A 20,242-nucleotide genomic window follows, 5' to 3' on the forward strand; every position below is an offset into this window, starting at 1 on the left:
AACACTTTGTTTTGGGGTTCTTTTTTATCTTTCTGGGTTTGAACAGCCAAATACAACTCCATCTAAAGCAAATAATCTTCAACAAAATAGTAAGTTATTTTACTTTCTACATTCTTCATTGTAAAATTGATTTCTTTTTCAAAAGGATCTCCGTAGAAATTGATAAAAAGAGGTTCTTTTGTTTTGAAACTGGAGATTACTTTATATTTTGTTTTGAAAAAAACATCGTAAGAATAAATCAGCTGGCTGGAATCCAGTTTCATACCGGTGGAAAAATCACTTAATCTTAGATGTATCATTCCTGAAAAAGGTTTCGTTTCAAGGATACGCAGGATTTTCATAAACGGAATATTGATGTTTTCAGAATCTTTAACTTTGTATTTTTCAATTGCTTTGAGAAAATTACCTTTTAAAGAGGATTCTACGGCTATTTTCAGATCGATTTTTATTTCTGTTTTCCCTCCTCCGGTATTGAAAATCCGGATGATAAAATCTTCGGATCCTTTCCCCTGAATAATCTGAGTGTCTGCCACATCAAATGATTTTTCTACTGCATATTTTCCATACTTCGGATACAAAATCATATTTTTCACGAGCGTAAATAAAATGGCAACGCCTACAAAAGCCCCTGCACCGATCGGAATAAACGCCATCATAAAATAAAGAAAAGAGCCCAAAGTCTCTTTTTCATCATCAAAAAACGGATTATAATCAAACAAGATTATTTTAATTCCAAACATAAACAGGAGTATGGTCAGGATAATAAACAAAACCGGTTCCCATCCCACGCCATGACCCTGCTTCTGCAAAGGCATATTTTTGTACAGAATATTTTTCTCAACTTCCGTGAATTTCCTGGTCATGATATTGGTTTTAAATGTGCTTCTGTTTGATATTGGATCGTAAACCTGGCTGACACAGGATGATCACCCCTTCGACAATCAATATCACAACAAGATATCCGACTGGTTTTTCCAGCATTAATCCTTTTATCAGCTTCACAATTCCTATCAGGAAAATAATGATCATAAAGTAAAATGCTATTTTTGAATTTCCTTTTTTAAAGAACTTCAGGAACATTGCGAAAGCATAAAAGCCAAGCAAAAGAATTAAATAAAACTTTAGGAATTCAGGGCCTTTCATAAAGATTGGATTATAGATTTGATGTGTAAAAACAAGCCAAACCAGGCTTATCACTACCGGGATTGAGTACAATAGTGTCTTTTTCATAGCTCTCTGTTTCGTTTAACCTCCACAACCTCCTCCACAGCCGCCGCTACAACCGCTTCCTCCTCCATCACCACTGCAGCTGGAACCACCCCCTTCGCTACTTCCGCCTGTGCTGCCATCATCTTTCTTTTTACCGGTGATATTTTCGCTGTTACTATGGTATGAAGCGACTGCACGAAAGAAGATAAAGATCCCTATAATCGGCAATGCTACTGCTGTTAATGTTCCCATCACTTCTCCCAGGCACGAAGACAGCATGAAAAGGGCAATAAATAAAGGGATAATCCTTAACCTTTTCAGCCAAATTGTCCTGCTCTGGATTTTTTCTTTTTCATACCAGATTTCTCTCGGAGCTTCCTGCTGAAAGATCTCCTGATAGCTTTTCATGGTCTCTGAAAACCAGTTCCGGTGTTTACCGTTTTCTTTAAATCCTCCTTTTGAGGGATGATGATGGAGCTTTCTTTTTAAGATATTGGGGCAAAATTCCTCCCAGTAGTTCTGGGTGTAAATCAGGTGCATGTGCCATACTTTGTCTACCGTTTCGCTTGGAGATGCTCCATTGGGAAGGACGCAGCAGAGATAAACAAATTTTTTATATTCCTTAATGGCTTTTTGGGTAAAATCTAAGGTCCAGCGCTCTTCTTTGGCCAGCTTTTTCGAAAAAGGAAAATCAGCATCCGAAGCATCGAGTGAAAAACTCTGTATCCTGCCCCAAAGGGTTTCGTCTTTTAATAAGATTGTAGTTTCCATTGTGTTATCATTTATTTTTCTACTCAAATATCAATGGATAAAAAAATATAAAAGTCTTTCACAAATCTTATTCGGATGTATAAAAATCTTATATTAGTCTTATCAATTAATAACAAAATGAAAAAAGAGGATATTCAGCATCTTGAGAAATTAATGAATTTCCTGAGTCAGCATTTTTTAAAGAAAAATCAATGGGAAGATGTCACCAAAACAGAATGGACATACATCAGTGCAGAATTAAACGATCTGATTCTCAATGATCATTCAGAAAAAGAAATTAAGAAAGAACCTGATCTTCTGGGCTCCAATTATCTTTACGAACATCTGATCATCAATAAATTAAAGAAGTATCATCAAAACAACAATGCGGTTTTAAGCCGGCCGAATCTCGCCAAATTAAGCCAGATTGTGAAAGTTCTGGGTTATTCAAATTATATTGATTTCGTTAATTCAAACACGGAAGCATTCAATTTCAATGATCTCAGGATCGATATGAATAATGTGAAACAGAATACAGCTCTTTTAGACCGCCTCGTGGGCTGTTGGTATTCATATAACAGAAATCTTCCCGAGAATCCTCTACAGGCAAGAGATGAGCGTATATGGCGCTCTGCCATGGAGATCTACAAATCCGAAACTACCGGTGAATATTTCATCGAGCGAAGCGGCGGCGACCATCATAAATACTTCGGAAAAGTGACGGCCTACTCCGATTACGTATTCATCATCATGAACAGCAATACGTTTATCCGCCAGCGACATTTTATCTCAAGGATAAAAGATATCAAGGAAAAGCTTAAAAATCCAGAATACAAGCTCCATGAAGTTCATTTTATAAGTACATGCATCAGTTTTAATCAAGAGCCGATAGCCCTGTTTGAAATATTCCAGAAAGCAGACCGAAAGACCTTTATTTCCGATTCTATAAGCTTCCCGATTGACAGTGATGAAATCCCAAAATCTATTCTAAAACAGCTTGAGGATACGGAGTCTAACAGGATAGATTACAGGTAGTCGGGGTTTTGAGTTTGAGCGTTTGAGGGTATTAGAGTGAGAGGGTTTTGGGTGGGTTTCGAGATTCGGGTTCTGGAGTTATGAAATGTCGCCACAATGGCTTCAATCTAAGCCTAAACCTAAAAATCTGATGTCTGATGTCTGATGTCTAGTATCTAACCACTCTACCCCACCAGCCATTCTTTAAAATCCTTCACGCGGTCCCGGCTTACTGTGATTTCTTCCTGTGGCTGAAATTCCATATCCACTTTGTAGTATGGAGAGGTGTGGATGTTTTTTATATAATCCGAATTGATGATAAACTGCCTGTTGACCCGGAAAAATTTCTTTTCTTCCAGAATATCTTCCAATTCATCGAGTGTAAAATCGGACGGGTACACACGTTCTTCCGTTTGAAGGTAAACAATCTTGTTTTCACTGAAAAAGCAGCTTATCTCCTGAGTCTGAACAATTTTCAGATTATATCCGATCTTCACCAAAACCCTGGACAGTGTAGACTTCTCCTTTCGGATCAGCTGTTTGATATCTTCAGAACCCGTCGTATTATTGGCCGGAATGAATGATTTAAACTTCTCCACGGCTCCGGAAAGATCTTCTTCCAGAATAGGTTTTAAAAGATAATCGATGCTGTTGAGTTTAAATGCCTTCAAAGTATACTGATCAAAAGCTGTCGTATAAATGATAAACCCTTTGGTAGGTACTTTTTCAAAAATATCGAAAGACAGGCCATCTCCAAGAACAATGTCTGAAAAGATCAGCTGCGGGTGCTCGTTTTCAGAAAACCAGGCTACCCCTTCCTCTACCGATTCTATTTTAGCAACCACTTCTATTTCTGGGAAATTACTCAGCATTCTTTCCAATTTCCTTGAAGCAGGTTTTTCGTCTTCGATAATGACAGTCTTGATCATTGAGTTCCAGTTTTTAGTTTAAATCGGGATAAAATTAGATAAAAAATAAACAGCTTAAAAATCCAGGTTCTTTTTATTTTTCTTCATCTCTTTTTCTATGATATCCCTTTCCCATTCTCCGTCTAAAAGGAATAGTTTCACAGCTTTTACCGTTAAGAAAATCCCCCAGATCACGAGAATAACAGATCCGTCAAATAAAGAAAAATCGAACGTTCCGTTTTCAAAAATATCATCAAAAAAGATAATTCCTGCTACTATTCCAAACCAAAGTAAGCTCTTGTAAAATTTTTTAAGCTGAGTGACTCTCTCGTATGCGCTATCGTAATCCATGATTGTAAAGTTTTAATGATTAATTATAATGTTTTTATGTTTCCCGTTTCCTGATCCATCAATTCTTTGATCTTTTTTTCTTCCCATTCTTTTCCTATCCCGAAAACACTCACAGCGTGCGCTACAATTCCGATTCCCCATCCGAGCATTGGCCAGTAAAACCATAGATGACCTGGAGATGTAAGAAGATTCAGTGCCAGTAAGAAAGGAATAACAAGGCAGTATGAGGTAAGATTTCCGTAGAATCCTTTCAGGTCCTTTACTCTTCTTGCCGCTTTTTTGTAAGCCCGTGTTTCTTTTGTGTATCCTATTGTTTCCATAATTTTTATTTTAAAAAGGTGAATTTGTTTTTTGTTGAATCAAAGGTAGGTCGGAAATGGGGCTTCATTCAACTTTATATGACTGAGTGGTAGAATATGCTTTCTGAATCGTAAAAAGGTGGGTTTGGTTTAAAGGTTTTGTTTTTGGATAAGCGCAAAGGCGCAAGGTTTTTCCAGAATTGAGAATATTTAAGGTGCTAGAAAATCAAAGATTTTCAGCAAGTTATCGGATTAATATAAATGGATTTTTGTGTTTCTAATTTATCTCTCGCAGATCTGGCCAATTAGGCAGATACTTATTTCGAATAATAGATCAGTAAACAAAAGGGATGAGTTTTTTTGTCTTTTTCCGGTATTCCAAATATTCTTCTCCGAACTGTTCTACAAGAGCCTGCTCTTCGATCTTGATCCGGTAAGCGAAAGCGATAAATGGTGGCAGGAATGCCAGAACAAGTGAAAACCAGTTATTAAGATACAAACCTAATCCTAAGGAAGTTAATAGAGAAAATGCATACGAAGGATGTCTCAGATACTTATAAAACCCTTCTTTTTTGATCTGATGATCTTCTCTTATCGTTACATCTACTGTAAAGTATTTCCCTAAGGATCTTATAATGATAAATCTGAATATAATTCCGATCAGAATACATGCTTCACCCACATACAAGATCCAGACTCCTTCTGAGATTGGAAATCTTGTCATATACGAAGCGGCTACTGAAGTGGCTATGGAAAACGGAATGGCCATCCACAAGATGTTCAGTGTGGATTTATCCTTGTCTTTCTTGTCCTCTTTGCCGGATTTCAGCACATTTTTGTAGAGAAACTCAGTGATAAACCAGGCAGCCATTGAAATGGAAAACAAGATTTGTAGAGGATGCATATTTGTATTGTTAAAGTTAAGGTTAAGATTTAGGCTTAGACTTAGGTTAAGGCATTTGTTTTTATACTGATTTCAGGATATCTCAAGTATAAATCTTAGCACTTCATGATGTTTCGGATGCGGGTTTCGTGGTTCAAATCAGTAACAGCCTTTTACACCGATATACTGGATCAACTTCAAAACTGGAGAGCTTTTTATACGCAACGTTTTATCTCTTCTCCAGTTCCATATCTCTTACCCCTGAAACTCATAACTTAAAACTCATAACTCGTAACCCGCTTTATTTAACCCAAATTAAGGTAAGGTTAAGATTCAGTTTGATTTTAGCTCAATCATTCGTCACGATTTACTTTTTCTTTTTCTCCATCAGTTTCCTGATTTGCTTTTCTTCCCAGTCTCTGATAAAACCGATATTAGGCAAATAAACAGCTATAGCATGAGCTACCAGCCCAATCCCCCAGAAGGTCGCCGTAAAGAAGTTTTTAAACTGAAAATAGCTCTCTCCCGGCTCTAAATGCTTAATATTATACACCACAATCATGGCATTAATCGCGATATAGGCGAATAAGTGCCCGTAAAATCCTCTTAACCGCTCCACCTGCCTTCTGGCTTGCTCATAGCGGATGTTGTCTTCATCATAGGTTTCCATTATTTCTATTTTTTTGTTTATTCATGATTTCCCGGATCTTCTTTTCCTTCCAGGATTCACCGACTCCAAAAACCTGGAATGCGTGCGAAACTACCCCAACTCCCCATCCTAACATGGGAAAGAAGAACCAAAGGTTTTTAGGAGAAACAATCAGGTTGATGATAATCAGAAAAGGGATGATGGTACAGTAGGAAATAAGGTTTCCGTAGAAGCCTTTTAATTCCTTTACCCGTTTCTTTGCTTTTTCGTAAGATCCGTTATCATCTTCCGTTTTTACACTGATTGTGTTAGGCTTATTGGAAAGTATCGGAACTTTTACTTTAAAATAATCCTGCGATTTTTCAATGAAAACATTCTTCTTCGTAAGCAATGCATAACGCTGAACAATATTGGCCAGTCCTATTCCTGCGCTTTCCTTCATCTGTTCTCTTGCCTGCAGGTTGTTTTCAATGCAGAGCGTATCATTTTCCGAAAATATTTTAATGACTAAAGGTTTCGAAGAGGTCGCAAAATTATGTTTGATACAGTTTTCGAGCAAAAGCTGAAGTGAAAGCGGTACTACATATCTCCGGTATTCCTCTTTTTTAACATCAAAAATAAAATCCACACTGTCTTCAAATCTGGTTTTTAAAAGATCACAATAGGTTTTTGCAAATTCAATTTCGTCTTCCACCGTCACCAGCTCTTTATCTTTCTGTTCAAGTACATACCGGTAAATCTTTGACATTGAAGCCGTAAACTTCTGCGCCTGATGGGGGTTCTCATCGATCAGAGCACTCAATACGTTTAAAGAATTAAAGAGAAAATGCGGATCCAGCTGGTTTTTCAAACTTTCAAACTGTGCGTTGGCCGACTTTGCGATCAGCTTCTGTTCCACCACTTCTTTTCTGGATGTTTTCTTCATTTCTTCCATGAAACTTTTGGCATGGAGAAAAGCGGAGATCAGAAGCGCGATATTGATCATAAACCAGTTAGTGGTTGCATATTCTTTGGAAAAAAAAGATTCTGTTGTTGCTACCTCCTGAATCTGTACATAGTTGATATAATTACAGAAATAGACCAGAATGAAATTTCCGATGATGATGGAGACCACACTTAATGCTGCTCTTATTCTGGTAGTTTCAGACCACGGAAATCTCTTGTTGAGAAAGTCGTTGATAAAAGCATTTCCAAACCCAAGAACAAAGGAATACATCGTAGAGATGAGCAGCGTAATCAAAAAATTGTGGAAACTCTTCTCTTTTGTAAAAAATAAGAAGAAAAATAGTGCTGTCCCCAGCGAGACCCAAAATAATATGATAAATCCTTTTCGTTTCATGAGCGGTTTTCCTGATTCAAAATTAGTCTTTAATAAAGGTATCAAAAATTATTATTTACCGAAGGGCAGATTTTCCTTCCCGAATGGAATTAAAAAAGCCTTCCGTGTCAGGAAGGCTTTAATTTCAGTGTTATTTTGCCGGCATACTCAGAAAGTACTCCGCTTCTGTTTTCCCCCAGTTCGGATCTAGGCTTGTTTTCGGCTTATAGGCATTAAATTTTGTCACTGCTTCTTTGAACATTTCCAGACCTTTGGTTTTGCTTCCCCCATACTGTTCAGGCGTGAAATAAACGTCTTCTGCTTTGATAAGAGCTACTCTTGGGTTTGACGGATCCAGTTTTTCTGCAATCCCCATTTCTTCAGTGGCTTTCGCTCCGTCCGTCATATAGCGCTGTGCCGGATTAACCATCATTCTTAAGGATGCTGCCATTTTTCTCAGCAAATGAATTTCTGCATTGTCTGCTCCTGCAAGGTTTTGGGCCATTGCCAGATATTTGTCTGCCTCTCCGGCTGTTTCATCCAGCCCCTGCATATTTCCGTTTCTCATCATCAGTCTTCCTTTTTGAATCTGGGAAAATGCAGCGTAATAAGGAGGAAGCCATTTTGAGCTTTCCTTACTCCCGATTCTCTGGAAATCATTAGCCAATGTCTGGAAATCTTCCGCGGTTTTACAGGTCTCTGTTTTCGCGATTTTTTCAGTCATTATTTTTTCGTAATCTGCCTGTGCAAAAGCTGTTAAACTCATAAAAGCTAAAGCAAAGCTTAATAGGTATTTTTTCATTTTATCAATTTTTTTAAGTGAACTAATTGTCTATCCGAAGTTATGTATTTTGCAACGATTGTGATATCTGTCGCGGTTATTTTTTATAAATTATTGTTAATGGCATCCTGCGTTCTGTCTACTCCAAAACTAATGAAAGCACCTATAAACACAAAGGTATTGACCGGGGGAACTACCGATGAGCTTCTGGATCCGTCAAGAGAGAAATTATAGCCATAGACGTTTTTAGATCCTAATACATTGGAAACACTCAATACAAATACTGTAAATGCTTTGGCATCTTTCTTTCCTAAATTAGGAAGATAATTAAAGCTGATATTCAAGGCATTGTAGTCTTTCAGCTTTCCTTCATTTCTGATGTAATTGACCACATTACTGTTCTCAGTTTTCGTTGCAATATCATAATAAGGCCGTCCTTTTGCGTAGGTGTAGGATAAATTCACGCCCAGCTTCCATTCCGGGATAAATCTTTTAGCTACAGCAGAAAGCGTATGTGCGGAAGCGAAATTCGGTTTTAAGCTCATCGGATAATTGATAAAATCTCTTTGAGAATCAAGGAAGGAGTAACTCAGCCAGTAATCAATGTTCTTGAAAGTCTTTTTGTCTCTCCAAAAAAGCTCCAGTCCTTTGGCATAGCCGTAACCATTATTGTTCAAAGCCGTTTGTACCTGTTGATTCTGCTCATTGTCCGGTGTAACATTAAATGTTTTGATCAATTGGTCATATTTCTTATAAAAGGCTTCAAACCGCAGACTTCTTCCCTCTGATGCCCTCTGAACCTGGAAAATATAATGCTGTGATTTCTGGAAATCCAGATCCGATGGTCCGTTGATGTATCTGCTTTCAGGGTTCTGATAAAATAATCCGTAGGCAAAGGAAGTCGTCCAGTCTTTTGCCAGACGGTAAGCCAGTGCGAAACGGGGGGCAAAATTGGTTTTCCCCAGGAATGAAGAGTTTTCGGCTCTTACACCTATTTTGGCTGACAAAGCATTACTGAACCCAAGATCAGTTTCCGCAAAAACGGCAGAGATCAGATCGGTATAATGTTTCTGTACTTCACCAAAATTGAGTTTTTCATCTGTATTATTCAATTCAAAACCAGCTCTTACAGCACTGATTTTATTAATTTTTCTTTCAACGACCGCTTTGAAATTGATGTAATTTCCATTGGTTAAAAGCTTTGATGGATCTGATTCCAAATTATTGGTTTCCGTAGAAAAATTAAGATCAGATTTGTTGTACGAGTAAGAAGTGGCAGCATTCAGGAGGTATTTTCCGAATTTCTGTTTAAAAGAAAGATTATGATAGGTATTATTTCCCTTCAGTCTTACGAGGGCAAAATCATATCCCGGTTCTAAGCTTTCCGTCTTCACCCCCATTTTATTGGAGTCATACATTCCGTAATATTTCAGAAAACCGCCTGATTTCGTTTTGATTCTAAAATTAAAATCACCGTTTAAGCCCTGCGGAGCATCGATAAAATCTGTATTAAAATTGAAAACATTCTGCATAAGACTCAGCAGTGAGTATCCCAAAGTAGCTCCAAAAGAATGGGTTTTATCTTCTCCCAGCTTTTGAAATCCTGCACTCAAAAATATGGGTGAAATTCCAAAATCTACAGAACTCTGGTCCGGAAGATCTACACTTTCCAGCATCAGTGCCCCGGAAAGAGCCTGTCCATATAAGGCAGAATAACCACCGCTTGAAAAGACATTCCCTTTAAACAGAGAAGTATTGAAACGGTCTCTTCCGGCGATCCCGGGAACTGAGTTCGAGAAATAATTGTTGATTAAACTTCCATCCATAAAAATCTTGGATTCTGTTCCCGTCCCTCCTCTGATGAAAAGGCCTTCTGATTCTCCCACTTTCTGAACGCCGGGAAGATAGTTTAAAGCCGAAGAAATCTGTCCGTCTGCACCAGCTGTGGTATAGATGTCAATAGGTGTCAAAAGTGCTGTGGCTCTCTTTTTATCACTGGCCTCGATAGAACCTGCAGAAACCACCACCGCATCGATCTCGCTGATCTCTTCCTTAAGCTCTGCATTGACAGAAACATCCTGATTATCAATAACAATTGCTTTTTCTATATTCTGATACTTCGGATGGGTAAATGTCAGAATATGATTTCCTTTTTCTGAGGTTTCAAAGGAGAAATTACCTTGTGCATCCGTGGTCGCACCATCATAGGTGTCTTTCAAGGTGACATTGATTTCATTGACTCCTTTATTTTTAAAAGTAACTTTTCCTGAGATCCTGACTTGTGCATATCCTGCGACAAAGGACAGAAAAGCGATCAGTAATAAAAGTTTTGTTCCCTGTGTTTTCATGGTTTTTATTTTCGGATCAAAAATAATACGGAATATGTCTTCTTTTAAAATAAATTTTACTGAAAGGCATACTTTGACTACTGAATGGGAAATTAGTGAATCGGGATACAGAAATCCACGATCATTTTGCCCTCCGGATGTTCTTTAAAGTTCGAATGATAGATCTCAAACGGGAACGCTTTTCTCATGGAATAATGGTTTTCATTCATCCATAAAAACAAGGATACCCAGCACTGTTCAAAGTCCTGAAGGGTAAATTCTCCGCTTCCTAAAATAAATTTGCCCGCCTCGATGGTTTCTGAAAAAACCAGTCCGCTCTGTTCCTCTAGTCTTTCATCAAGAAGCATACATGCATGAATTCGAACTTTATCCGGCGGAGTCACTTTAAAGCTATCATGATAAACGGAGATCATTTTGACTTTTTCCCGGGGGAATAACTGCTTCTTTTTTGCCCATTCAATAAGGACATTATAGGAAGGTTCCACATTGGCAATTCCTAAGCTCATTACTGCAGCCAGATTCATTTCCGGCAGTTCTTTTACTTCAATTTTTAAATTCATTTTTGTCCAGTTTAACAGGTTTTCTACATGGCAAATGTACTGGCTGAAAACGGTATCTACTTGTCCCTTCTTGCTTTCTATTTGTAAAATCTTGTGAAAGGTTTCCGGAGCAGAATTTCTGAAAGCTGATGGCGATATCCCGTAATACTTTTTAAAAGTCTTACTGAAAACGGAATGATTGGAAAATCCAAGATCGAGATAAATCTCTTTTATTTCCAAATTCTTCTTTGCCGCCAGGTAAAAGGCACTTTTTTCAATTTTCTTCCTGCTGATATAGTTCTGTAGAGTTTCACCGGTAATGAGCTTAAATATCCTGTGAAAATGAAAGGAGGAATACATGGCTATCTCTGCAATTTTTTCCAGAGAAAGATCAGCATCAAGGTGATTATCAATGTATCTGATGGCTTTTATGATTCTTTTTTTATGTTCTTCCATTTTATCCAATGCTGATCCGTAAAGATATCTAGATACGCTGTATTTCACTTGTCATATATTGCTATTTTCGAAAAAAGGATTGAAATCATAAAGTCTTTCGGAAAATGTTTTATAAATTTAACGGTATAATCACTTTAAATCATTTAAAAATGAAAGTACAAACAATAGCATTACTGGCGGGCTGTGCATTTTTAGCGGCTTCATGCTGCACGACAAAAACGTACACAGTTAACGCTAAGAGCGGAACCCAGACTGGCGGAACGGCAAAGTTCACCCAGAAAGGAGACGAGGTTGTTATGAAACTTGAAGTAACGAATCTTACTCCCGGTATCCATGCAGTACATATCCACGAAAAAGGCGACTGTTCTGCAGCCGATGGAACGTCTACCGGCGGACACTGGAACCCGGCTAAAGACGATCACGGAAAATGGGGTGCCGATCATTTCCACATGGGAGATATCGGAAATCTAACCGCTGACCAAACCGGAAAAGCCGTTCTGACTTTCAAAACGACTAAATGGTGCCTTACCTGTACAGATGAATCTAAAAATATCATTGGAAAAGGGCTTATCGTACATGCTGCAGCTGATGATTTCCATACTCAGCCTACAGGAAATGCAGGCGGAAGAGTGGGTTGTGTAGAAATAAAGTAATTCTCTATTGCAATAAAAAAGGCGCTGATCGAAGATCAGCGCCTTTTTTGTTTTATGATTTAGTTCCCATATCGGAAACGATATTCATTGCTTCCTGCAGATATGGATCTTTCTTAAGATTTTTGATCCACATTTCGGATTTCTTTTTGAAAGCTTCGTCTTTTTTCTCTCTTTCAATTTCGTTTGGATACATCATGAACTTAAGACCGTTCTCAAACTTGCTTAAAGCTTTGAATTTCTCGATCTGAGCTTTTCTCTGCTTCATCAGTTCATTGAACTTATTGATATTAAGGGTGATGTTTTCTTCTTTATCCAGTTTTTCTCTCCACTGAGCAGATTCCAACAATAGCTGATAGTTGTTGTTTTTAGCCATTCTGTCTGCACTTGCTTTTTCAAGAGCCTGAATGTTGAAATAATTAAGTTTCTGGAATTTTGTCCCAGGAATCTTATCCCAAGCCAAAGCATAGTCATCATAACGCTCTCCTACTTCTGCATAGGTAAAGAAGTCTTTCATCTGAATATCAGAAACGATTCCTTTTCTCTGTGTAGATTCTCCTGTGATTCTGTAGAACTTCTGGATGGTCAGTTTTAAAGATCCGAAATCATCTTCCGTATTTAAGAATCTGTTCAGGTCTACAAAAGTCTGCACTGTTCCTTTTCCGAAAGACTGCGGAGAACCAACAATCATTGCTCTTCCGTAATCCTGCATTACACCCGCAAGGATCTCTGAAGCTGAAGCTGAAAGCTCGTTCTGCATGATCACTAAAGGTCCGGTCCAAATAGGAGTTTCATTTTTATTTTTTAGGGTCTGGATCTTTCCGTTTCCGTCTTTCACCTGAACATATGGTCCTGCTTCCATGAAAAGTCCCATGATATCCCCTACTTCAGTTAATGATCCTCCCCCGTTATTTCTAAGGTCAAGAACAATTCCTTCAATGTTTTGTTCTTTAAGTTTAATGATCTCATTTTTGATGTCATCAGAAGCGTTTCTTCCTTTAGCATTCTCAAAATCAGCATTAAAGCTTGGAAGGTTGATAAATCCGTATTTCTTTCCGTTTGGAGAATTCACTACGATACTTCTTGCAAAAGTATCTTCAATAGCTACTTCTTCACGGATCATCGTTACATCTTTAATCGTTCCGTCTTTTTTCTGAACTGTCAACGTTACAGGTGTTCCTTTCTCCCCTCTGATCAGTCTTACGGCTTCATCAGAAAGCATTCCTACTACATTTACGGCATCTTCTTTCGGTTTGGATTTTACTTTTAAGATCTTATCTCCTTCTGAAAGCTGCTTAGACTTCCATGCCGGTGCACCAATCGTTAAAGCTCCTAAGAACAGGTTTCCTTTTTTCTCCTGAATAAGCGCTCCGATACCAATCACTTTTCCAGTGAACTGAGTATCAAAATCTTCCTTATCTTTTGGAGAATAATAATTGGTATGTGGATCAAATACTTCGGTATATGCATTCATATACACGGTAAACCAATCCATTTTCTTTCTCTTCTTAAATCTTGTAAACGTATCTTTTACAAGGTCTTTTACTTCATCCGTTGCTTTTTTGATCTTCTGATCCTGGTTTAACGGCTGATATTTGATCGTGTCTTTCAAATTATATTTCTGAACAGAATCTTTCTTCTCTTTCTGAGCTTCCTCTTTACTGTTCATAGACTCAATCTCCTGAAGAATATTGTATTTGATATACTTTCTCCACTCGTTATACTGTTCCTGCTTGTTAGCCGGTACTTTTTTAAGCTTCGGCTCCAGCGTCAATGATTCCTCTTCCTGAAGATTGATCGGCTTGCTGAAAATATCCTGAGTGATCTTATCGATCTCGTCTACTCTCTGATACAGTCTGTCGATCGTAAGTTTGTAAAATATCAGATCACCCTGGCTGATATAGTCATCAAGCTTTGTTTCATGCTTGTTGAATTCATCCATATCAGACTGCAGGAAATATCTTTTTGCAGGATCTACCAGTTCGAAATAATGTTTATAAACGTCCTTGGAATAGGCATCATTGATGGGTTTCGGGCTGTAATGTAAATAAGAAAGTGTATTCTTTACGCTCACCATGATCGTCTGCATCTTTTCGTCGTCGTTCTTTGGCGAGTTGAAACAAAACATTAGACTTGTCAATGGAATTAGGAGTAAAAATTTATTCAGTTTGAAATTTTTCCACATAAACTGTCTTTATTTATTGATTTTTTTTAAAATATATACTACAATTAGTAGCAGCAATTAATTCGCTGTTACAAACTATCAAATTTAATACCTTATTTACAATTATCGGATAGTTTTGAATGTTTTTTACTAAAAGCATTATAGCCTATTTCTTACCTATTCTCTTACATTAAATTAAACCATTAATAATCAGAATATTAAAATAAATTTTTAAGATATTTATTCTGTATTGGTAAAATGTTTTTATCTGACATTTTTCCACCACTGTTTAAAGACCTGTGTGCTGTCGTTCAGGTCTACCAATTCCCCAATCATTGGTGTAGCAAGTCTGTAATTCTTATTCTGAGAATATTTTGTAATCTCTTTTAATGGTTCATTCCAAGGATGTTTTGCAAGTGTGAATTTCGAATGATGCACCGGAATCATGTTCTTTGCATTTAGTTCCGCAGTTGCCTGTGCTACTTCCTGTGGGAGCTCATGAACTGATTGCCATGCTTTATTATACTGACCACATTCCATAACAGCCCAATCAATCTGAGGATGTTTTTTAGCAATATCATTAAAACGGCTGCTGTATCCGCCATCACCACTGTAATAAATATTCATAGCCGGTGACTCTATAAAAAACGAAAGCCACAAAGCCTGAGAACTTTTAAATCCTCTACCGCCATCGTGATGGGTATTCTCAGCAAAAATGGAAAATCCGGGCTTCACATCTACCCGATCACCCCAGTCTTTCTCTAAAATTTGTTGTGCAGTATAGCCCCATCTTTCGTAATGTGCCCCGGCTCCTAAACCACAGATCACATGCTTTACTTTTGGTTGCAATGCTTTGACTGTTTCATAGTCCAGATGATCATAATGGTCGTGAGAAAGAAGCATATAATCGATTTCAGGCATATCATTAACGGAATAAATATCACTTCCTTTGTAGGCATCAGCCTTTCCGGGAAATGGTGTCATTTTTCCACTGAAAACCGGATCTACCAAAATTTTAACGCCATCCACCTGCAAAAAGAAGGATGAATGTCCAAACCAAACGATGACATTGCGGTCTGCTGGAATTGTTTTAAGATTTGTTTTTACAGAAGGCAATACATCAATGGGCTCAGTGTGTGGATACTTTTTCGTGAGTCCTTTCCAGATTTCTCCGGTAAAGCTATATCCTGCCGACAGGGTGGGTTTTTCTACCAGGTTTCTGAATTTTCCGTCTTTATAATGAGGAGATTTTTTTATCATTTCCAGCCTTTTTCCTTCCGGCAGAGCTCCGAATTGTGGTTGTTTCATATAAAAATACGTTGCAATTCCCAATACAACAATTACACATAAAATAAAGATCAGTGTACGCCTAAGTATTCTTAAAAATCGCTTCATTGGGTTAAAGTTTCACTGTTTTTAATGTCCAATATTTCCATGTTCTAAAATTTGATAAAGCAAATTTCGGGAATGTAATATAATCATACTTTGCTGAAAAGCTCAATTTTCATTGTTAAAAGGTTCAGTATTGATAATAATTGTAGTTAATTTTCAAGATCAAGTCCCGATAAAAGCTTTGATACTATATTAAATTCTGTTGTTACGGAAACAACACAATCATACGAATCATAGCGTTTTAATAGTTCAATTCTGTCTCCTACGCCTAAACTTATATTTTTTGAATTGCATTTATCTTCAAAAGTTTTTAGCTAAATTTGAAGGATGAGAACTTTTTCCTGATGTCCATAATGACAAAAGACGAGTTTTCAAACTGGCAATTAATGCCTTATACCTTCTTAAATTAAACTGATTTTATGGAAAGACCGCTTATTCTGGTTACTAATGATGATGGAATCACCGCACCTGGTATCAGAAACCTTATACAATTTATGAACGAAATCGGAGACGTTATTGTAGTAGCTCCGAACTCTCCCCAAAGTGGAAAAGGCCACGCCATTACCATTAATTCTACCTTAAGCTACGAAGAAGTTAAACTTGATGGACCGCAGACTGATTTTTCATGCAGCGGAACACCTGTAGACTGCGTAAAAATGGCGCTTGACAAAATTCTGACAAGAAGACCGGATATCGTAGTTTCAGGGATCAATCATGGAGCCAATTCTTCAATCAATGTGATCTATTCCGGAACGATGTCTGCAGCTGTAGAAGCAGGTGTGGAAGGAATTCCTGCTATCGGATTTTCATTGATGGATTTTAGCTGGGAAGCCGATTTTACACAAGCCAAAGAATATATCCAGAATATTGTCAAAAGAACACTGGAAAACCCGATGCCTAAAGGAATTGTTCTGAACGTAAATATCCCGAAACTGACTGCCGGAGAAATCAAAGGCGTAAAAGTTTGCAAGCAGGCTAATGCGAAATGGGAAGAAAGCTTTGACGAAAGAGTAAACCCTCACGGAAAGAAATACTACTGGCTGACCGGCTATTTCAACAATATGGATGATTCTGAAGATGCTGATGAAACGGCATTGGCGAACGGATACATTTCCATCGTTCCTGTTAAGTTCGATCTTACAGCTTATGAATATATGAAGACGCTGGAGGAAGTAATGAATTTCGACTGATGTACGGAAAGCTAGACAATCCTGTTTACCATTCACTTAATGAATACCATGAAAAGTTCTGCTTTAATTTTGGGGACACGAAGTTTTATAACCCTGAAGTAGCCTCTTTTGGAGGTGCAGCACAGCTTTCACGAGAAAAAGACATCACAGACTATGCAAAGATCTGTGATGATTTTTTGATTTTCGGAGCCCAACCTGATTTGGGGAATTTAAAGACTGAACTGTCACGGCTTGTCTGTGACCAGTATGTTCTGGAAAACCCTATTCAAACTGATCTGACTGAGGAAATTATTGAGCTGAAACAAGAACACTATGAAGAGCTTCTGGCTTTTGTGATGAAGTTCTATCCCTATTATTTTAAAGCAAGGACGCCCGAACTGGGACGCTACTTTGGTGTTTTTAAGGATCATAAACTTGTTGCCGTAACGGGTGAAAGAATGCAGATGAATGATATGACGGAGGTAAGCGCTGTGATCACAGATACGGATTATCTGGGAAAAGGTTTAGCCAAACAATTGGTGACTTTTGTTTCGGGAAAAATATTTGATGACGGAAAAACACCTTTTCTGCATGTCGCGGAAAGCAATACAGGTGCGAAAAGACTGTATGAAAAGCTTGGCTTTATGCATCGGGGAACTATAAACTTATGGGGCGTGAAAAGATGATTTTCCGCCCTTTTTTATTTTGCTTTTTTAACCACTGATTGCACAGATTTACACAGATGATTGTGTTATTTGTGGAAAAGATTTGTGGTATTTGTGTTTAAATTTAAGGTTTGGCTAAAGCCAAATGAATGCGGATTCTTATGTAAGCGGGCTAAAGCCCGCTCCTATTGAATAAACAGATCGTTTTATCAATTATCTCAGATTTTCGCAGACGTGTGTGTCATTTTTTTTCTTTTGAGCGTCTTCTGATGCCGATAGTTTCTTCTAGTTCTTCATCTCCGCGATTTCATCTATAATTAGTTTAATTTTATTAACCACGGATTGCACAGATTTACACAGATGATTGTGCTATTTGTGGAAAAGATTTGTAGCGTTTGTGTTTAAATTTAAGGTTTGGCTAAAGCCTGATAAATACAGATTCTTATGTAAGCGGGCTAAAGCCCGCTCCTATTGAATAAACAGATCGTTTTATAAATTATCCCAGATTTTCGCAGGATACACCTTTCGCGTTTAGAATGGTAACTCGGCTCTAAAAATTTTAAAACGCTCAAACCCAAAAACTCTCTGACTCTCAAACTCGTATCTTGTAATTTCAAGCGCCCGGAACTTCCTTCTCCTTGCTTCCATCTTCCAACCGCTTTACGCCTCTTCCAGGTTAAAAAATCTATAAAACCCTCTCTTTTCAATTTTTCCTTAAAAGTTTTCGTTACATTTATTCTTATTAATTTTTTCCAGATTATGAGAATAGAATATGATATAAAGCTTGGATTCAAGGATGTAATGTTCCGTCCTAAACGGTCTACATTAAAATCCCGTTCAGACGTCAATCTCGAAAGAGAATTCACATTCAAGCATACTAAAAAGAAATGGAGAGGCGTTCCTCTTATCGCAGCCAATATGGACACGGTGGGAACTTTTGAAATGGCGGTAGAACTGGCGAAAGACAAGATTATTACAGCCGTTCATAAGCACTATACTCCTGAAGAGTGGAGTCAGTTTCTGGACAGTCAGCCGGAAAGCATCCATCAATATATTGCCTTAAGTACCGGTACCGGAAAAGCAGATGAGGAAAAACTCAGACTGATTCTCGAAAAGCATCCAAAAATCGAGTTTCTATGCATCGATGTAGCTAATGGTTATTCTGAGCATTTCGTTGGATTTGTGAAGAAGGCAAGGGCTAATTTTCCTGATAAGATCATCATGGCAGGAAATGTAGTGACCGGAGAAATGGTGGAGGAACTTCTTCTCGTAGGAGCAGACATTATCAAAGTTGGTATCGGGCCTGGTTCAGTGTGTACGACCAGAGTGAAAACCGGCGTTGGTTATCCTCAGCTTTCTGCTATTATTGAGTGTTCTGATGCTGCCCATGGCCTTGGAGGACACATTATTGCTGACGGAGGCTGCAAAGTTCCTGGTGATGTAGCTAAAGCTTTTGGTGGAGGTGCAGATTTCGTGATGCTGGGTGGTATGTTTGCCGGCCATGATGAAAGCGGCGGTGAGATCATTGAAGAAAACGGAAAAAAATACCGGTTGTTTTATGGAATGAGCTCGAAAACGGCTATGGATAAACATTCCGGAGGCGTTGCAGAATACCGAGCTTCTGAAGGAAAAACTGTAAAAGCGGTTTATAAAGGTCCTGTTTCGGAGACTGTAAAAGATATTTTAGGTGGCGTGCGTTCTACCTGTACGTATGTAGGAGCTTCCAAACTTAAAGAATTGTCCAAGAGAACTACTTTTATAAGGGTTCAGGAGCAGGAGAATCAGGTTTTTAAAGATTAAAAAATCTCCGCTTGATGTAATACATAATAAAACCGGCTGTACAAGTGATGTACAGCCGGTTATTTTTTTATGATTAAGTCAGCATTCCGCCGTCTACGTTCAGGGTTTGTCCTGTGATGTAAGAAGACATTTCGCTTCCTAAGAAGATACAGGCATTGGCAACATCTTTTGTCTGCCCTGCTCTCTTCATTGGAATTCTGTCTCTCCATGCCTGAAGGGTTTTCTCATCCAGATCTGCTGTCATTTCAGTTTCAGTAAATCCAGGAGCCACCGCATTACATCTGATGTTTCTTGATCCTAATTCCAGTGCAATAGATTTAGTAAATCCGATTACTCCGGCTTTAGAAGCTGCATAGTTGGACTGTCCTGCATTTCCGCTGATTCCAACTACAGAAGTCATATTGATAATAGATCCTGCTTTAGCCTTCATCATCGGCTTGATCACCGCTTTTGTAAGGTTGAATACTGAATCCAAATTGATTCTCATTACCTGATCCCAGTCTTCTTTAGACATTCTCAACAGCAGGTTATCTCTTGTAACTCCTGCATTGTTGATCAGAATATCGATTTTTCCGAACTCTTCCATTACATCATCGATTAACTTTTGAGCTGCATCATAATCTGATGCGTCAGACTGATATCCTTTGATCTGGGTTACAGAACTTAAAGCTGCCTCTAATGCTTGAGCTTTGTCTACAGAACCGGCATAGGTAAATGCTACTTTTGCACCCTGTTCAGCATACATTTCAGCAATTTTCTTTCCGATTCCTCTTGTAGCTCCGGTGATTAGCGCTACTTTTCCTTCTAATAGTTTCATCATATCTCTTGATAATTATATTCTTAGTAAAACTTCCGTCTTTGAAAAAACGGCAATTTAGCATATTTAATTTTATACGA

At 38.1% G+C, this 20,242-nt stretch carries 20 protein-coding genes; 5 read left to right on the forward strand and 15 right to left on the reverse strand.

The genetic code is table 11. The features are described 5' to 3' along the window. Positions 1–62: 62 nt before the first annotated feature. Genes N0B48_RS16485 through N0B48_RS16495 form a run of 3 tightly spaced genes read right to left on the reverse strand, consistent with a single transcriptional unit; the run spans position 63 to position 1,980 of the window. The gene (locus N0B48_RS16485) at positions 63–863 is read right to left on the reverse strand and encodes a hypothetical protein (RefSeq protein ID WP_259839968.1); all 801 of its coding nucleotides are present in this window, start codon (positions 861–863) and stop codon (positions 63–65) included. Between the two features lie 10 nt (positions 864–873). After that, on the reverse strand, positions 874–1,230 hold the full coding sequence (locus N0B48_RS16490; RefSeq protein WP_259839969.1) for a hypothetical protein: 357 nt from the start codon (positions 1,228–1,230) through the stop codon (positions 874–876). A gap of 15 nt (positions 1,231–1,245) precedes the next feature. Further along, positions 1,246–1,980 (reverse strand): glycine-rich domain-containing protein, encoded by a 735-nt coding sequence (locus N0B48_RS16495; RefSeq protein WP_259839970.1) that lies wholly within the window; start codon positions 1,978–1,980, stop codon positions 1,246–1,248. A 117-nt stretch (positions 1,981–2,097) separates the two neighbouring features. Between N0B48_RS16495 and N0B48_RS16500 the strand changes: the two genes are divergently transcribed. Beyond that, complete coding sequence (locus tag N0B48_RS16500) at positions 2,098–2,994, forward strand: hypothetical protein (RefSeq protein WP_259839972.1); 897 nt, start codon at positions 2,098–2,100, stop codon at positions 2,992–2,994. A gap of 164 nt (positions 2,995–3,158) precedes the next feature. Here the strand turns inward: N0B48_RS16500 and N0B48_RS16505 are convergent, their stop codons facing one another. The 9 genes from N0B48_RS16505 to N0B48_RS16545 form a co-directional block, all read right to left on the reverse strand. Continuing rightward, positions 3,159–3,902, reverse strand: coding sequence for a LytR/AlgR family response regulator transcription factor (locus tag N0B48_RS16505; protein ID WP_259839974.1), 744 nt, complete (start codon positions 3,900–3,902; stop codon positions 3,159–3,161). Between the two features lie 54 nt (positions 3,903–3,956). Next, the gene (locus tag N0B48_RS16510) at positions 3,957–4,232 is read right to left on the reverse strand and encodes a 2TM domain-containing protein (RefSeq protein ID WP_259839976.1); all 276 of its coding nucleotides are present in this window, start codon (positions 4,230–4,232) and stop codon (positions 3,957–3,959) included. A 23-nt stretch (positions 4,233–4,255) separates the two neighbouring features. Further along, on the reverse strand, positions 4,256–4,552 hold the full coding sequence (locus N0B48_RS16515; RefSeq protein WP_259839979.1) for a 2TM domain-containing protein: 297 nt from the start codon (positions 4,550–4,552) through the stop codon (positions 4,256–4,258). A gap of 313 nt (positions 4,553–4,865) precedes the next feature. Then, complete coding sequence (locus N0B48_RS16520; RefSeq protein WP_259839980.1) at positions 4,866–5,435, reverse strand: methyltransferase family protein; 570 nt, start codon at positions 5,433–5,435, stop codon at positions 4,866–4,868. A gap of 346 nt (positions 5,436–5,781) precedes the next feature. Beyond that, on the reverse strand, positions 5,782–6,084 hold the full coding sequence (locus N0B48_RS16525) for a 2TM domain-containing protein (RefSeq protein WP_259839982.1): 303 nt from the start codon (positions 6,082–6,084) through the stop codon (positions 5,782–5,784). After that, positions 6,071–7,402, reverse strand: coding sequence for a 2TM domain-containing protein (locus N0B48_RS16530; protein WP_259839983.1), 1,332 nt, complete (start codon positions 7,400–7,402; stop codon positions 6,071–6,073). Before N0B48_RS16530 ends, N0B48_RS16525 begins: the two co-directional genes overlap by 14 nt. 130 nt (positions 7,403–7,532) lie before the next feature. Beyond that, positions 7,533–8,183, reverse strand: coding sequence for a hypothetical protein (locus N0B48_RS16535; RefSeq protein ID WP_259839984.1), 651 nt, complete (start codon positions 8,181–8,183; stop codon positions 7,533–7,535). 83 nt (positions 8,184–8,266) lie between these two features. Further along, positions 8,267–10,510 carry a TonB-dependent receptor gene (locus tag N0B48_RS16540; RefSeq protein WP_259839985.1) on the reverse strand — a complete coding sequence of 748 codons (2,244 nt, stop codon included), beginning with the start codon at positions 10,508–10,510 and terminating at the stop codon, positions 8,267–8,269. 92 nt (positions 10,511–10,602) lie between these two features. Further along, positions 10,603–11,553 (reverse strand): AraC family transcriptional regulator, encoded by a 951-nt coding sequence (locus N0B48_RS16545; protein WP_259839986.1) that lies wholly within the window; start codon positions 11,551–11,553, stop codon positions 10,603–10,605. 101 nt (positions 11,554–11,654) lie between these two features. Here N0B48_RS16545 and N0B48_RS16550 point away from each other — a divergent pair, with 101 nt between their 5' ends. Beyond that, positions 11,655–12,158, forward strand: a complete 504-nt coding sequence (locus tag N0B48_RS16550; protein ID WP_259839987.1) for a superoxide dismutase family protein — start codon at positions 11,655–11,657, stop codon at positions 12,156–12,158. A gap of 52 nt (positions 12,159–12,210) precedes the next feature. On the opposite strand, the gene N0B48_RS16555 is transcribed toward N0B48_RS16550, so the two are convergent. Next, positions 12,211–14,340, reverse strand: a complete 2,130-nt coding sequence (locus N0B48_RS16555) for a carboxy terminal-processing peptidase (RefSeq protein ID WP_259839988.1) — start codon at positions 14,338–14,340, stop codon at positions 12,211–12,213. 243 nt (positions 14,341–14,583) lie between these two features. Continuing rightward, complete coding sequence (locus N0B48_RS16560) at positions 14,584–15,714, reverse strand: MBL fold metallo-hydrolase (protein ID WP_259839989.1); 1,131 nt, start codon at positions 15,712–15,714, stop codon at positions 14,584–14,586. Positions 15,715–16,130: 416 nt separating this feature from the next. Here N0B48_RS16560 and surE point away from each other — a divergent pair, with 416 nt between their 5' ends. The 3 genes from surE to N0B48_RS16575 all read left to right on the forward strand — a co-directional run bounded on the left by surE (position 16,131) and on the right by N0B48_RS16575 (position 19,345). Continuing rightward, positions 16,131–16,901, forward strand: coding sequence for a 5'/3'-nucleotidase SurE (gene surE / locus N0B48_RS16565; RefSeq protein ID WP_259839990.1), 771 nt, complete (start codon positions 16,131–16,133; stop codon positions 16,899–16,901). Then, on the forward strand, positions 16,901–17,566 hold the full coding sequence (locus tag N0B48_RS16570; protein ID WP_259839991.1) for a GNAT family N-acetyltransferase: 666 nt from the start codon (positions 16,901–16,903) through the stop codon (positions 17,564–17,566). Before surE ends, N0B48_RS16570 begins: the two co-directional genes overlap by 1 nt. Positions 17,567–18,304: 738 nt before the next feature. Then, positions 18,305–19,345 carry a GMP reductase gene (locus N0B48_RS16575; RefSeq protein ID WP_259839992.1) on the forward strand — a complete coding sequence of 347 codons (1,041 nt, stop codon included), beginning with the start codon at positions 18,305–18,307 and terminating at the stop codon, positions 19,343–19,345. 73 nt (positions 19,346–19,418) lie between these two features. Here the strand turns inward: N0B48_RS16575 and fabG are convergent, their stop codons facing one another. After that, positions 19,419–20,162 carry a 3-oxoacyl-[acyl-carrier-protein] reductase gene (fabG, locus tag N0B48_RS16580; protein ID WP_259840167.1) on the reverse strand — a complete coding sequence of 248 codons (744 nt, stop codon included), beginning with the start codon at positions 20,160–20,162 and terminating at the stop codon, positions 19,419–19,421. Positions 20,163–20,242 lie beyond the last annotated feature (80 nt).

Source organism: Chryseobacterium herbae, from assembly GCF_025154075.1.
Lineage (GTDB): Bacteria > Bacteroidota > Bacteroidia > Flavobacteriales > Weeksellaceae > Chryseobacterium > Chryseobacterium herbae.

Coding starts and splice junctions, on each gene's coding strand:
- N0B48_RS16485 (WP_259839968.1), bottom strand. CDS start 863: ATGACCAGGAAATTCACGGAAGTTGAGAAAAATATTCTGTACAAAAAT.
- N0B48_RS16490 (WP_259839969.1), bottom strand. CDS start 1,230: ATGAAAAAGACACTATTGTACTCAATCCCGGTAGTGATAAGCCTGGTT.
- N0B48_RS16495 (WP_259839970.1), bottom strand. CDS start 1,980: ATGGAAACTACAATCTTATTAAAAGACGAAACCCTTTGGGGCAGGATA.
- N0B48_RS16500 (WP_259839972.1), top strand. CDS start 2,098: ATGAAAAAAGAGGATATTCAGCATCTTGAGAAATTAATGAATTTCCTG.
- N0B48_RS16505 (WP_259839974.1), bottom strand. CDS start 3,902: ATGATCAAGACTGTCATTATCGAAGACGAAAAACCTGCTTCAAGGAAA.
- N0B48_RS16510 (WP_259839976.1), bottom strand. CDS start 4,232: ATGGATTACGATAGCGCATACGAGAGAGTCACTCAGCTTAAAAAATTT.
- N0B48_RS16515 (WP_259839979.1), bottom strand. CDS start 4,552: ATGGAAACAATAGGATACACAAAAGAAACACGGGCTTACAAAAAAGCG.
- N0B48_RS16520 (WP_259839980.1), bottom strand. CDS start 5,435: ATGCATCCTCTACAAATCTTGTTTTCCATTTCAATGGCTGCCTGGTTT.
- N0B48_RS16525 (WP_259839982.1), bottom strand. CDS start 6,084: ATGGAAACCTATGATGAAGACAACATCCGCTATGAGCAAGCCAGAAGG.
- N0B48_RS16530 (WP_259839983.1), bottom strand. CDS start 7,402: ATGAAACGAAAAGGATTTATCATATTATTTTGGGTCTCGCTGGGGACA.
- N0B48_RS16535 (WP_259839984.1), bottom strand. CDS start 8,183: ATGAAAAAATACCTATTAAGCTTTGCTTTAGCTTTTATGAGTTTAACA.
- N0B48_RS16540 (WP_259839985.1), bottom strand. CDS start 10,510: ATGAAAACACAGGGAACAAAACTTTTATTACTGATCGCTTTTCTGTCC.
- N0B48_RS16550 (WP_259839987.1), top strand. CDS start 11,655: ATGAAAGTACAAACAATAGCATTACTGGCGGGCTGTGCATTTTTAGCG.
- N0B48_RS16555 (WP_259839988.1), bottom strand. CDS start 14,340: ATGTGGAAAAATTTCAAACTGAATAAATTTTTACTCCTAATTCCATTG.
- N0B48_RS16560 (WP_259839989.1), bottom strand. CDS start 15,714: ATGAAGCGATTTTTAAGAATACTTAGGCGTACACTGATCTTTATTTTA.
- surE (WP_259839990.1), top strand. CDS start 16,131: ATGGAAAGACCGCTTATTCTGGTTACTAATGATGATGGAATCACCGCA.
- N0B48_RS16570 (WP_259839991.1), top strand. CDS start 16,901: ATGTACGGAAAGCTAGACAATCCTGTTTACCATTCACTTAATGAATAC.
- N0B48_RS16575 (WP_259839992.1), top strand. CDS start 18,305: ATGAGAATAGAATATGATATAAAGCTTGGATTCAAGGATGTAATGTTC.
- fabG (WP_259840167.1), bottom strand. CDS start 20,162: ATGAAACTATTAGAAGGAAAAGTAGCGCTAATCACCGGAGCTACAAGA.